Origin of the sequence: Streptomyces sp. TG1A-60, assembly GCF_037201975.1 — a bacterium.
Classification (GTDB): domain Bacteria; phylum Actinomycetota; class Actinomycetes; order Streptomycetales; family Streptomycetaceae; genus Streptomyces.
The window spans coordinates 2244181-2258052 of the sequence record NZ_CP147520.1 but is presented as its reverse complement, the minus strand read 5'-3'; the positions used below and the strand labels follow the sequence as shown (position 1 = coordinate 2258052).

10 protein-coding genes are annotated in these 13872 nt (G+C 71.4%); 7 read left to right on the top strand and 3 right to left on the bottom strand.

Annotated features, from left to right (window positions below; translation table 11 throughout):
* Nucleotides 1-4: 4 nt before the first annotated feature.
* Entirely contained in the window at nucleotides 5-571 is a 567-nt protein-coding gene (locus tag WBG99_RS09035) for an NADAR family protein (protein ID WP_338895836.1), read from the bottom strand.
* Nucleotides 572-987: 416 nt separating this feature from the next.
* Between WBG99_RS09035 and WBG99_RS09030 the strand changes: the two genes are divergently transcribed.
* From WBG99_RS09030 to WBG99_RS09010, 5 genes are read left to right on the top strand one after another with little or no spacing between them, the layout of a single operon-like run.
* Nucleotides 988-2232, top strand: a complete 1245-nt coding sequence (locus WBG99_RS09030; RefSeq protein ID WP_338900268.1) for a spermidine/putrescine ABC transporter substrate-binding protein — start codon at nucleotides 988-990, stop codon at nucleotides 2230-2232.
* An 8-nt stretch (nucleotides 2233-2240) separates the two neighbouring features.
* Nucleotides 2241-3407 (top strand): ABC transporter ATP-binding protein, encoded by a 1167-nt coding sequence (locus WBG99_RS09025; protein ID WP_338895835.1) that lies wholly within the window; start codon nucleotides 2241-2243, stop codon nucleotides 3405-3407.
* Entirely contained in the window at nucleotides 3407-4339 is a 933-nt protein-coding gene (locus tag WBG99_RS09020) for an ABC transporter permease (protein ID WP_338895834.1), read from the top strand. Before WBG99_RS09025 ends, WBG99_RS09020 begins: the two co-directional genes overlap by 1 nt.
* Nucleotides 4340-5140 (top strand): ABC transporter permease, encoded by an 801-nt coding sequence (locus tag WBG99_RS09015; protein ID WP_338895833.1) that lies wholly within the window; start codon nucleotides 4340-4342, stop codon nucleotides 5138-5140. It abuts the gene before it with no gap.
* A 39-nt stretch (nucleotides 5141-5179) separates the two neighbouring features.
* Complete coding sequence (locus tag WBG99_RS09010) at nucleotides 5180-6598, top strand: FAD-dependent oxidoreductase (protein ID WP_338895832.1); 1419 nt, start codon at nucleotides 5180-5182, stop codon at nucleotides 6596-6598.
* A gap of 248 nt (nucleotides 6599-6846) precedes the next feature.
* Here the strand turns inward: WBG99_RS09010 and WBG99_RS09005 are convergent, their stop codons facing one another.
* Entirely contained in the window at nucleotides 6847-7530 is a 684-nt protein-coding gene (locus tag WBG99_RS09005) for a phosphatase PAP2 family protein (RefSeq protein WP_338895831.1), read from the bottom strand.
* A 367-nt stretch (nucleotides 7531-7897) separates the two neighbouring features.
* Entirely contained in the window at nucleotides 7898-9232 is a 1335-nt protein-coding gene (gabT, locus tag WBG99_RS09000) for a 4-aminobutyrate--2-oxoglutarate transaminase (RefSeq protein WP_338895830.1), read from the bottom strand.
* A 272-nt stretch (nucleotides 9233-9504) separates the two neighbouring features.
* On the opposite strand from gabT, the gene WBG99_RS08995 reads away from it, so the two are divergent.
* Both WBG99_RS08995 and WBG99_RS08990 read left to right on the top strand, forming a co-directional pair.
* On the top strand, nucleotides 9505-11634 hold the full coding sequence (locus WBG99_RS08995) for an ATP-binding protein (RefSeq protein WP_338895829.1): 2130 nt from the start codon (nucleotides 9505-9507) through the stop codon (nucleotides 11632-11634).
* Nucleotides 11635-11874: 240 nt separating this feature from the next.
* Nucleotides 11875-13674 carry a PucR family transcriptional regulator gene (locus WBG99_RS08990; RefSeq protein ID WP_338895828.1) on the top strand — a complete coding sequence of 600 codons (1800 nt, stop codon included), beginning with the start codon at nucleotides 11875-11877 and terminating at the stop codon, nucleotides 13672-13674.
* Nucleotides 13675-13872 lie beyond the last annotated feature (198 nt).

The following is a 13872-nucleotide window of genomic DNA, read 5'->3' as shown; positions in this document are numbered from 1 at the left end:
CCGCCTACGCTTCGCCGCCGCTCAGCAACCGCTCCCGAGCCGCCATCAGCGCGAAGCCCAGCAGGTTGGGGCCCCGCCAGCGCGTGGGGTCCATGGCGCGTTCGTCGTCCGCCGCGAGACCGATGCCCCAGACGCGGTCGAGGGGGCTGGCCTCGACGAGCACCCGGTTCCCCGTGCCCAGCAGGAACGCCCGCAGGTCCGGGTGCGCGGCGAACTTGTGGACGCTGCCCTCGACGACGATCGCGAAGCGCTCCCGCTCCCACACGGTGTCGTCGAAGCCGTGGACGAGCCGGCCGATCTTCTTGGCCCGGGCGGGGCCCGACGCGGCGACGGCCTGACGCTCCGCCTCCGGGTCCGCGAAGAGCCGGGCCTTGGACGCCATCATCCAGTGCTCGGCCGTCGCGTACTCCACGCCGTCCACCGTGAACGGCGACGGCCACCACTGGCTCAGACAGCTCGCGCCGATCCGGCCGTCGGGCCGTGGCCGGTGCCCCCAGAAAGGCAGGTACCTGACCTTCTCCCCCGAGCGGACCGCCTCCGTCAGCGTGTCCCAGGAATCGATCTTCTCCATGGCGAAGAGTCTGGCAGCCACCGCTGACGATCCGTCCTCTGTTTTCCCCTCCGGCTGGCCAGCTCCTCGACAGATTCCGTCGCGTAACCAAAAGGCAACAACGGAATCCCTTGTTGATGCCACTTGCCTCTGTCAGTATCGGCACTCAAATCGAGCTGGAGCTACGCCACCCGTCCCCGGGGCCAGAGGGGGCGACGGCGGAGGAGAGCGACATGCAGAACCCGGCCACCGCCACCCCGGACCGATTCCCCGCAGCGGAACGCCTCGCGGACGGCGCGCAGTACGTCGCCGGCCGCCTGGTGAAGGGCACCTCGGGTCGTACGTACACGGGCGTCGCTCCCGCGGCCGGTGACGAGGTCCTCAGGCACGAGCCGGCCGGGCCGGACGACGTGGACTCGGCCGTGGCCGCCACGCGCATGGAGCAGTACGAGCCCGACCGCCTGTCCCCGGCCCGGGCGACCGCCGTGCGGCGCGGCCTCACGGGCGGCAGGGCCGCCCTCAGCCGCCGTGCGCTGCTGCGCGCCGGAACGGGCGGCGCGCTCGCCGCCGGCGGGCTCGGGGCGCTGAGCGCCTGCGGCATCCCCGCGGCGAGGAACACCTCGGGCGGCTCGTCCGAGGACCACTCGGCCAAGGAGAAGGAAGTCGCCTTCTCCAACTGGACCGAGTACATGGACGTCGACGACAGCGGCAAGCACCACCCCAGCCTGGAGCAGTTCGCCCGGCGCACCGGTATCAAGGTCAAGTACACCGAGGACATCAACGACAACGTCGAGTTCTTCGGCAAGATCAAGCCACAGCTCGCGGCCGGCCAGGACACCGGACGCGACCTGATATGCGTCACCGACTGGCTCGCGGCCCGGCTGATCCGCTTCGGGTGGGTCCAGAAACTGGACGCGTCGAACCTGCCCCACGCCTACACGAACCTCTCCCAGCAGTTCCGTGATCCCGACTGGGACCCCGGCCGCGCCTACTCCTACCCCTGGCAGGGCATCTCGACCGTCATCGCCTACAACAAGAAGGCGCTCGACGGCCAGGAGGTCAGGTCCGTCTCCGACATGCTCGACAACCCCGGGCTCAAGGGCCGCATCGGCTTCCTCTCCGAGATGCGCGACAGCGTCGGGATGACCCTGCTGGACATGGGCAAGGACCCCGCGAGGTTCACCGACGACGACTACGACGCCGCAATCGCCCGTCTCCAGAAGGCCGTCGACAAGGGCCAGATACGCCGCTTCACGGGCAACGACTACACCTCGGACCTCAGCAAGGGCGACCTGGCCGCCTGTATCGCCTGGGCCGGTGACGTCGTCCAGCTCAAGGCCGACACCCCGGACGTCGACTTCGTCATCCCCGACAGCGGCTACATGACCTCGACGGACAACCTGCTGATCCCGAACAGGGCCCGGCACAAGACCAACGCCGAACGGCTCATCGACTACTACTACGAGCCGAAGCCGGCCGCCGAACTCGCCGCGTACATCAACTACGTGTGTCCCGTCGACGGCGTGAAGGCGGAGCTGGCCAGGATCGACGAGGACGCGGCGAACAACCCGCTGATCATTCCCGACGCGGCCATGGCGGCCGAGTCCCGCGCCTTCCGCTCCCTCAGCCAGAAGGAAGAGACGGCGTACGAAGAAAAGTTCGCGAAGCTGACGGGGGCGTGACGAGGACGATGAAGACGACAGAGCACAGCGGCGGTGACGTCCGCCTCTCCGGCATCGGCAGGACCTACGGCTCCTTCACCGCCGTCCATCCGCTCGACCTGACCGTGCCGGAGGGTTCCTTCTTCGCCCTCCTCGGTGCCTCCGGCTGCGGCAAGACCACCACCCTGCGCATGATCGCCGGCCTGGAGGAACCTTCCTGCGGCACGGTCTCGCTCGGCGACCAGGATGTGACGAACCTGCCGCCGTACAAGCGGCCGGTGAACACGGTCTTCCAGTCGTACGCCCTCTTCCCGCACCTCGACATCTTCGAGAACGTCGCCTTCGGCCTGCGCCGACGCGGCATCAGGAGCGTCAAGAAGCAGGTCGGGGAGATGCTGGAGCTGGTCCAGCTCGGGGAGCAGGCGCGCAAGAAGCCGCACCAACTGTCGGGCGGCCAGCAGCAGCGGGTCGCGGTCGCCCGCGCGCTCATCAACCACCCCAAGGTGCTCCTCCTCGACGAGCCGCTCGGCGCCCTCGACCTCAAGCTGCGCCGTCGGATGCAACTGGAGCTGAAGCGCATCCAGACCGAGGTCGGCATCACCTTCATCCATGTCACGCACGACCAGGAGGAGGCCATGACCATGGCCGACACGGTCGCCGTGATGAACGGCGGTCGCGTCGAACAACTCGGCTCACCCGCCGACCTGTACGAGTACCCGCGGACCACCTTCGTCGCCGACTTCCTCGGCACCTCCAACCTCATCGAGGCCGAGGTCGACTCCAGGAGCGGCGACGACATCGTGCTCAAGGCGGGCGACGGCAAGCTCGTCCTCCCCGAGGCGCGCTGCGGCGCGTCCCCCCGGACCGGCGGCAAGGTCCTCGTCGGGGTCCGCCCCGAGAAGATCACCCTCACGCACGCGGACGACGCCGGGGAGATCCCGGCCGGCCGCAACCGCGTCACCGGCAGGATCGCCGCCACCAGTTTCACCGGCGTCTCCACGCAGTACGTGATCGACGGCTCCGTCTGCCCCGAGTTCGAGGTGTACGCGCAGAACATCGACCGCGACGCCCGGCTCGTCCCGGGCGCCGACGTCGTCCTGCACTGGAGTCCCGCGCACACGTTCGGCCTCGACGCCGCCCGGTCCCCGCTGGCTGGGACGGCGGCCTCCGCGGGTGACGAAGGGGCGGCCGTCTGATGTCGACCCTCACCGAAGCCGAGGCGCCACCGCCGCTCGCCCGGGTGCCGACGGCGAAGCCGCCCCGTGGGAGAGGCCGCTGGACGCCGTATCTGCTGCTCGCGCCCGGCCTCGTCTGGCTGCTGGTGTTCTTCGCGATGCCGATGGTCTACCAGGCCTCCACGTCCGTGCAGACGGGTTCGCTGGAGGAGGGCTACCAGGTCACCTGGCACGTCGCGACCTACTGGGACGCGCTGAGTGAGTACTACCCGCAGTTCCTGCGCTCGGTGCTCTACGCGGGGACGGCGACCCTCCTGTGCCTGCTGCTCGGCTATCCGCTGGCGTACCTGATCGCCTTCCGCGCGGGCCGCTGGCGCCACCTGATCCTGATCCTGGTGATCGCCCCCTTCTTCACCAGCTTCCTGATCCGCACCCTCGCCTGGAAGACGATCCTGTCCGACGGCGGCCCGGTCGTCGGCGTCCTCGACTCGCTGCACGTCCTGGACGTCACCAGTTGGCTCGGCCTCACGGCCGGGGACCGTGTGCTGGCCACCCCGCTCGCGGTGGTCTGCGGCCTCACGTACAACTTCCTGCCGTTCATGATCCTGCCGCTGTACACCTCGCTGGAGCGCGTCGACGGGCGGCTGCACGAGGCGGCCGGCGACCTCTACGCCAAGCCCTTCACGACCTTCCGCAAGGTCACCTTGCCGCTCTCCACCCCGGGCGTCGTCTCCGGCACACTGCTGACCTTCATCCCGGCGAGCGGCGACTACGTGAACGCCGAACTCCTCGGCTCCACCAACACCCAGATGATCGGCAACGTCATCCAGAGCCAGTTCCTGAGGATTCTCGACTATCCGACGGCGGCGGCCCTTTCTTTCATTCTCATGGCCGCGATCCTCCTCATGGTCACGCTCTACATCCGAAAGTCCGGGACGGAGGATCTGGTTTAAATGGCCTTCGTCACCTGGCTCAAGCGCCGTCTCGTCGTCATCGCGGGACTTCTGACGCTCGGTTATCTGCTTCTGCCGAATGTCGTCGTCACGGTCTTCTCCTTCAACCAGCCGAAGGGCCGCTTCAACTACGAGTGGCAGGAATTCTCCACGGCCGCCTGGAGCGACCCGTGCGGCGTCGCCGACCTGTGCGGCTCGCTCTCCCTGAGCCTTCAGCTGGCCGCCTGGTCGACGCTGGGCGCGACCGTCCTCGGCACGCTGATCGCGTTCGCGCTGGTGCGGTACCGCTTCCGCGCGCGGGGCGCGGTGAACTCGCTGATCTTCCTGCCGATGGCGATGCCCGAGGTCGTGATGGCCGCCTCACTGCTCACCCTGTTTCTCAATCTGGGTGCGCGGTTGGGATTCTGGACGATTCTGAACGCCCATATCATGTTCTGCCTCAGCTTCGTCGTCGTAGCCGTCAAGGCACGGGTGATGTCGATGGACCCGAGGCTGGAGGAGGCCGCGCGCGATCTGTACGCCGGTCCCGTCCAGACGTTCGTCCGGGTCACCCTGCCCATCGCCGCCCCCGGCATCGCGGCGGGGGCGCTGCTCGCCTTCGCGCTCTCCTTCGACGATTTCATCATCACCAATTTCAACGCGGGCTCGACCGTCACCTTCCCCATGTTCGTCTGGGGTTCGGCGCAGCGCGGCACGCCCGTCCAGATCAATGTCATCGGTACGGCCATGTTCCTGGTCGCCGTACTGTTCGTGGTGGCCGGAATGGTCATCGGAAACCGCAGAAAGCGGCAGAAGGCGTAACGCCGATGACCCGGACTCATTCTGTAGGGAGTTGACATCATGGCCCCGAGCGCCATGAACCGCTGGACGAAGTCTCTCTCCGACGCACGGCCGGTCCCGTACTGGCTCGACGACCCCGGCAAGCCCCACCCCGAACCCGCGCTCACCGGCGCCGAGACCTGCGACCTGCTGGTCGTCGGCGGCGGCTACAGCGGACTGTGGACCGCGCTGATCGCCAAGGAGCGCGACCCGCGACGGGACGTCGTGCTGCTGGAAGGCCGTGAGGTGGGCTGGGCCGCCTCCGGCCGCAACGGCGGCTTCTGCGCCGCCTCGCTCACCCACGGTCTGGCCAACGGTCTCGCCCGCTGGCCCGACGAGATCCACAAGCTCCAGGAGCTGGGCGCCCGCAACCTCGACGCGATCGAGGCGGCGGTCGCCCGGCACGACCTCGACTGCGACTTCGAACGCACCGGCGAGATCGACGTCGCCACCGAGGCGTACCAGGCCTGGGAAGTGCGCGACTGGTACGACGAGATCGAACGCAAGGGTCTCTCGGTCGGCATCGAGTTCCTCGACGCCGACGCCGTCCGCGACCAGGTCGCCTCACCCACCTTCGAGGCGGGCCTCCACGACCGCCGGGGTGTCGCCCTGCTGCACCCCGCCAAACTCGCCTGGAACCTGAAGCGGGCCTGCCGGGACCTCGGCGTCCGCGTCTACGAGCACACCCCCGCGCTGACCCTGAAGGCGTACGGCGCCGGCATGGCCGTCCGGACACCCTACGGCCAGGTCCGTACCCGGCAGGTGGCGCTCGGCACGAACGTCTTCCCCAGCCTGGTCAGACGCGTCCGCGCGTACACCGTCCCCGTCTACGACTACGCGCTGATGACCGAGCCGCTGACCGCCGACCGGCTGGCATCGGTCGGCTGGAGGAACCGGCAGGGGCTCGGGGACTCGGCCAACCAGTTCCACTACTTCCGGCTCAGCGCCGACAACCGGATCCTCTGGGGCGGCTACGACGCGGTGTACCAGTACGGCGGCCGGGTGCGCGCCGAGTACGACGACCGGCCGGAGACCTACACCAAGCTCGCCGGGCACTTCTTCACCTGTTTCCCGCAGTTGGAGGGCGTCCGCTTCACCCACGCCTGGGGCGGCGCCATCGACACCTGCTCCCGCTTCTCGGCGTTCTTCGGCACTGCCCACCAGGGCAGGGTCGCGTACGCGGCCGGCTACACGGGGCTGGGGGTGGGCGCCACCCGGTTCGGCGCGGAGGTCATGCTCGACCTGCTGGCGGGGGAGCGTACGGAACGCACCGAGCTGGAGATGGTCCGCAAGAAGCCGCTGCCGTTCCCGCCGGAGCCGTTCGCCTGGACCGGCATCGCCCTCACCAAGTGGTCCCTGGCCCGAGCCGACTCCCACGCCGGCCGCCGCAACCTGTGGCTGAAGACCATGGACCGGCTGGGGCTGGGCTTCGACAGCTGACGCGGGGCAGCCGGTGGCGGGCGGTCGGCCGGGCGTGAGGGCGTCTGGATCCGCGCCCAGTCGTTCTTCGCCCAGGCCGGGATCACCGTGGAACGGGTACTGACCACAACGGCTCCTGCCACCGCTCCCGCGACTGGCGTGACCCGCTGTCCACGGCCACGGCCGGGATCACCCACAGCGCCGGCCGAGGGCTGACCGCCACACGTCGTGACGGCGGCCGTCCCCCGACCGCGCCGCGCTCGCGGACCTCACCCCGTGGAGCGACGGGACCACCCCCACGGTGAGAAGAGCAGCACCGCGCACACGCACCAGCTCGCCACCACGTCCAGCGGCCAGTGGTAGCCCTGACGCACCAGGCCGAAGCCGACCCCGATGTTCAGGACGACCGCGACGACGACGATCGCGCGGCGTGCGGGGGCGCCGCGCAGCCAGGGCAGCAGAAGCAGGACGGCACCGCCGTACGCGATGGAGGCGGTCGCCGTGTGACCGGACGGGTAGAAACCCGTGCCCGGACCCATGACCGGCGGGCCCGACCGGGCGATGAGCTCCTTCAGCGGGATCACCCAGAGCGGTACGGCGGCCATGAGGAGCGTCGCGGCGGCGGAGGGCCGCCACCAGTGGTCCCGACCGGTGGCACGCGTACGCCACGCCACGTACAGGACGACGAGGGCGAGGACCGGGACGGCGACCGTGAGGTTGCCGAGGTCGGCGAGGAACTGGGTGGGGGCGCCCCGGTGGACGAGGGAGTCGCTGAGGCGTTCGTCCGCGCGGGCCAGCGGGCCGTGCGCGACGACCTGCCAGGTGACCAGCGCGAAGAGGAGGGCCGGGAGGCCGAGAAGGAGGAGCGCGGCGCGACGGCCGGAGAAGACGGTCGGCCGCCCTCGAACAGGGGGGGTGGTTCGAGGGCGGCCGACCGGATCGGTGTGCCGCACGCCCCGGGGGGTTTGGGGCGGGCGGCCGTCCGATCGGTGAGAAGATCCGGAGCCGGAAGCTCCGGGTGTGTGCGCGAGGGCACGCCCAGGACGAAGCTGGGGAGGCCCCGACCCGGTGCCGTCCACAGTCCCCTGTGGGCGGGGTGTATCTCTCATCTACGTGAAAACCTACGGCAGGGAACGCGGTGACGACAGGCGGAACCGCGCCCCGACATGCACCTTGCACACCTTCTTCACGCCGTCCGACGCTCGTCCACAGGGCCCGGGACCCGAGGCCGGATTCCGGTTCCGGGAGGCGCGGGATCGTCGGAGACGGATGGGGGGTTCCGCATCCGCGTCGGCGCCGGAAAAGGGGCTCATGCCGGGATCAGACGCGGCTGAACGCCTGCTCGATGATGTCCAGGCCCTCGTTCAGCAGGTCCTCACCGATGACGAGCGGGGGCAGGAAGCGGAGCACGTTGCCGTAGGTGCCACAGGTCAGGACCAGCAGGCCCTCCTGGTGGCAGGCCTTCGCCAGCGCGGCGGTCGCCTCCGGGTGCGGCTCCTTCGTCGTGCGGTCCTTGACCAGTTCGACGGCGATCATGGCGCCGCGGCCCCGGATGTCGCCGATGACGTCGAACTTCTCGGCCATGGTGGCCAGCCGGGCCTTCATCGTCGCCTCGATTGACTGGGCGCGGGCGTTGAGATCCAGCTCCTTCATCATCTCGATCGAGCCGAGGGCGCCCGCGCAGGCGACGGGGTTGCCGCCGTAGGTGCCGCCCAGGCCGCCCGCGTGCGCCGCGTCCATGATCTCCGCGCGGCCCGTCACGGCGGCGAGCGGGAGACCGCCGGCGATGCCCTTGGCGGTGGTGATCAGGTCCGGGACGATGTCCTCGTCCTCGCACGCGAACCACTGCCCGGTACGGCAGAAACCGGACTGGATCTCGTCGGCGACGAAGACGATGCCGTGGTCGGAGGCGAACTTCCTGATCGCGGGCAGGAAGCCCTTGGCCGGCTCGATGAAGCCGCCCTCGCCGAGCACCGGCTCGATGATGACGGCGGCCACGTTCTCCGCGCCGACCTGCTTGGTGATCTGGTCGATCGCCTGCGCGGCGGCTTCGGGGCCGGCGTTCTCGGGACCGGTCGGCCAGCGGTAGCCGTAGGCCACCGGGACGCGGTACACCTCGGGCGCGAACGGGCCGAAGCCGTGCTTGTACGGCATGTTCTTCGCGGTCAGCGCCATCGTGAGGTTGGTGCGCCCGTGGTAGCCGTGGTCGAACACGACCACGGCCTGCCGCCCGGTGTGCGAGCGGGCGATCTTCACGGCGTTCTCGACGGCCTCGGCGCCGCTGTTGAACAGCGCGGACTTCTTGGCGTGGTCGCCAGGGGTCAGCTCGGCGAGGGCCTCGGCGACCGCCACGTACCCCTCGTACGGCGTGACCATGAAACAGGTGTGCGTGAAGTCCCGCAGCTGCGCGGTGGCCCGGCGGACGACGGCCTCGGCGCTCGCGCCGACGCTCGTCACGGCGATGCCCGAGCCGAAGTCGATGAGCCGGTTGCCGTCGACGTCCTCGATGATGCCGCCGCCCGCGCGCGCGGTGAACACCGGCAACACCGACCCCACCCCCGTCGCGACCGCGGCACTACGACGCGCCTGCAACTCCTGGGACTTCGGTCCGGGGATGGCGGTGACTACGCGGCGCTCCTGGGGAAGTGCGCTCATGTGGGGCTCCTGGGAGGTCTTACGGACGCTTGCCTTCTTTTCTCGCAGGCTAGGGCGAGGGCCGGGGGGTGGGCATGCTCCATGTGGGCGTTGTCGAGGGCTCGTCTTGTCCGCGTTGGACATGGAGGAACGGTGGGCACGGGTGTGCGCCCAGCCGCGTAATACGGTGGTCACGGGGCCCACCCGGCCACGCAAACGGTGAACTCCCCTTGCGGGAGCGTTAGATTGACTCGCTGATGGTGGACGGAACGGCTGGTCAGGGGGCAGGCGCGATGAACAGCGACGGAACGCGGGACGCGCGGGGCACGCATGCGCATCCCGTGCCGCGTCCGGCGGGGTCGCCGGAGATGCCCGCGGCACCTCCCGTGCCTCCCCTGCCCACGGGGGCACCGGGGGCGCCGCCCAGGCCGGACGGGAACGCCTTCCTGTCCTGGTTGCGGACACCGCGACCGGACGCGGCGCCCGGCGTGTGGCGGTTCGGGCATCGGCCCCGGCCGGAGGAGGAGCCGGAGACCGTCCCCGGCCGGCAGCTGCTCGGCGGCGCCCTGATCGCCTTCCTCATCGGCTGGCTGATCTGGTCCCTGCTCTGGAACGGGTACCTCGGCGGCTGGTGGCTGGTGCCGCTCTACGCGATGATCCCGGACTCCTGGGCGCCCGCCCACTCCTACTCCGCGGTCGTCCTCAGCTATGTCTGGTACACGATCGTCGCCCTGGCGATCATGATCGGCGTCGGCCGGCTCGGTCGCTGGGGCGAGGTCTGGCGCCGGTACGGTGCCCCGCGCTTCCGGCAGTCGCGGGAGCGGCAGGCCGTACCGCCACCAGAGGACGACCCCGCCCAGTGGAACCATTTCCGGGAGGCCGGGGCCGCCGAAGCCGCCGAGCGGCTTGCCGCCGAGGCGCGGGCCGGGCTCATGCGGGATGTGGATCACGCGCGGATCATGCGGACGTGGCAGGGGGTGCGCAGCGGGCGGCACAGTCTGGCGACGTTCACGGGGGCGGTGTTGAAGGACGGCGCCGCCGCCTGTCCGCATCCGTCCGGGGAGCGGGACCTGCCGGCCCGGCTGGCCCGGCACGACATGGTCACCGGGCAGGTCCGGCTGGGCGGCACCGTCGACGACCCGCGCAACCCGTACGCCTACCGGGGCACGGGCCTCGCCCTGGGCCCCGAACTGCTCGGCACCTCCCTGCTGGCCGTCGGGCCCGCCGGGTCGGGGAAGACCGGGGCCGTCGTGTGGCCCGTCGCCGAGTCGCTGTGCCTGCACGCGCTCGCCGGACGCGCGGCGGTGGTGGTCGTGGGCGCGGCGGGCGCCGGACTCGGCCCGGCCGACGCCTACGACGTCGTCGTACGCATCGGAAACCCGGAGTCCGTCTACGACCTCGACCTCTACGGCGGGACCACCGACCCCGACGAGGCCGCGGCCGTGCTCGCGGAGGCGCTCGTCGGGGACCTCGCCGACCCGCACCCCGGCGGTGACAGCCGGCGCTCCACCACCGTGCTCGCCCAGCTGCTGGGGCCGTTTCGGGCCGTGCACGGGCGGTTCCCGTCGGTGCCGCAGCTGCGGCAGCTGCTGGACGGCGCGCCCGGCCCGCTGGGCGAGCTGCGCGAGGCCCTCCAGGACGCAGGGCAGGAGTCGCTGCTGCGGGAGCTGGACGCGCGGGAGCGCCAGCTCAGCCACCCCGGCGACGTCGGCGCCGTACTGGCCGACCGGGTCGCCCTCCTCGACCGGCCCGCCTTCGCAGGGTTCTTCGACACCTCCGGCCGGTCCCGGCCGTTCTCCCTGCGGGCCCTCGACCATCCCGTACGGGTCCGCATCGACCTCCCCCAGCGCGGCCACGCCGACGCCTCCCGCATCCTGGCGCGGCTGGTGCTCGCCCAGTTCGCGGCGAGCGTCGCGGTACGGGAGGACCGGTCGCTGTTCGCCTGCCTCGTGCTGGACGACGCGACCGGGATCGTCACCCCCGAGGCCGTACGCGGCATCCAGCGGCTGCGGTCCGCCAACGCCGGTACCGTCCTCACCCTCCGGACCCTGGACGACGTGCCCCGGCCCCTGCGCGGACCGCTCCTCGGCACCATCGGCTGCCGGATGGCGCTGTCCGGGCTCACCCCGTGGGACGGGCAGGACTTCGCCGAGGTCTGGGGCAAGGAGTGGACCGAGGCGCGGGACGTCACCGACCGGCAGATCGTCGCCGACTCCCCGGCGGGCAAGGCCTGGCACGCGCTGCGCCGGGCGATCACGGGCAACGCGCCGACCGCCCGCGCCGTGACCGTACGTCAGGTCGAACGGGAGCGCTGGTCCGCCTCCGAACTGGCGCACGGTGTGCCGCCGGGGCACGCCGTGCTGTCCCTGACGAACGTGCGGGGCGAGCACGCGCCGCCGTTGCTGGTGGATCTGCGGGGCTGAGCGGAGCGAGCAGTGCGGCGGCGGGTGGCACCGTTCGGTTTGAGCCATTCGGTGCGAGGTGTGGGGGACTTGTGACCGTACGGTGAGGCAGAATCGGTAGAGGCCGTTCATACGAGGCGGCCAAAAGGTGGCGCTGATCGATCATCAAGATCGGTCCGTTTCCGCGTCTCTCCGCATCGCGTCTGCGTCGCATCCGCACCGTATCCGTCTCCGCCTCTCTGACGACGACCTGAAGGTCCCATGCCTCCCACGCTCGCCTCGCTCGTCCACCACTCCGCGCTCAAGCTGACCGTGCGGGCCGGCGAGGGCCGCCTGGACGTACCGGTGCGCTGGGCGCACGTCAGTGAGCTCGCCGATCCCGTGCCGTACATGGAAGGCGGGGAGCTGCTGCTGATCACCGCGCTGAAGCTGGACGCGGAGGATCCGGAGGCGATGCGAAGCTACGTGCGGCGGCTGGTGGGGGCGGGCGTCGTCGGGCTCGGCTTCGCCGTCGGCGTGAACTACGAGGAGATCCCCAAGGCGCTCGTCGACGCGGCGGAGGGGGAGGGGCTGCCTCTCCTGGAAGTGCCCCGCCGCACCCCCTTCCTCGCCATCAGCAAGGCGGTGTCGGCCGCCATCGCCGCCGATCAGTACCGGGCGGTGACGGCGGGGTTCGCCGCGCAGCGGGAGCTCACCAAGCAGGCGTTGGCCGACGGCCCCGAAGGGCTGCTCACCGCGCTCGCCGCACAGGTCGACGGGTGGGCCGCCCTGTACGACGCCTCCGGTGCCGCCGTCGCGGTGGCACCCGAGTGGGCGGAGCGGCGGGCCGGGCGGCTCTCCGCCGACGTCCAGCGGCTGCGGGACCGGCCCGCGCCGGCGAGCGCGGTAGTCGGCGGCGAGGACCGCGTCGAACTGCACTCCCTCGGCACCGGACGCCGGGCCCGCGCCGCCCTCGCCGTCGGCACGGCCGCGGCCCTGGGCACCGCCGAGCGGTACGCCGTCCACTCGGCCGTCGCGCTCCTCACCCTCACCACCGAGAGGTCGCGCGCGCTCCACGCCGCCGAGCAGCGGATCGGCGCGGCGGTGCTGCGCATGCTGCTGGCCGGGGAGCCCGATCACGCGCGGGCCGTCGCCGGCGACCTGTTCGGAGAGCTGCTGGACGCGCCGTTCCGGCTGATCCTCGCGGAGTCGGCCTCGGCGTCGGCGGCGCGGGCACGGGTGGACGGGGCGGCGGCTGCGGTGGGGGCGACGGCAGCGTCAGGGGCGGGGGGCACGAGTTCTTCCCCGGGTGCGCGTACGACGGGGGCCGGCGATCGGCCCGGGACCGGGGCCGAGCCTCGGGGCAAGGCGGGTGCCGGACGGGTCGCCATGGCTGTCGTCGACTCGGACGGAGATCTGCTCGGGCAGCTCGTCGAGGTCGTGGAGGCGTCCGCCGCGCGGGCCGGGGAGACCGTGCTCGTCGTACCCGAGGGGGAGCGGCTCGTCGTGCTCGCCGTCGACGGAGGTGCGGCGGTGGCCGCGTGCGGGGAGTTCGCGGTGGCGTTGGAGACGTCCCGGGCGGCCGGTCGGGAGCCGGGGGCGACCGGTCCCGTGGCCGCCGGCGTCGGCCCCTCCGCGGCCGTCGAGGAAGAGGAACTCGTCGTCGGGCTGTCCGCGCCCGCCGGGCCGATCGCTGCCGCCGCCGCGTACAAGCAGGCCGAGCAGGCGTTGTCCGTGGCCCGGCGGCGGGGGCGTTGCCTCGTCGAGCACGAGGAGCTGGCGGCCGGGTCTGTCGTGCCTCTTCTCGCAGACGATGCGGTGCGTGCCTTCGCGGACAGTCTGCTGCGACCCTTGCGCGAGCATGACGCGACCGGGCGGGGGGATCTCGTGGCCTCGTTGCGGGCGTGGCTGTCGCGGCACGGGCAGTGGGATGCGGCTGCCGCCGATCTGGGAGTGCATCGGCACACGTTGCGGTACCGGATGCGGCGGGTGGAGGAGATCCTGGGGCGGTCGCTGGATGATCCCGATGTGCGGATGGAGCTGTGGCTGGCGCTGAAGGCGACGGCCGCGGCGGGGGAGTAGAGGCGTTCCCTCGCTCCTGCCCCTGCCCGTCCCCTTAAGGGCACTCCGCCCCGGACCCCGTCACGCCCCGCGCCCTGAAGGGGCGCGGGGAACTGCGCGACAAGCCACGGACAACCCACGGCCGCCCCCACCCCCACCCCCTGAGCCCTCCCGCGACTCGCGCGCGAGGGCACCTCCCCCGGGACGGGACGGTCCACC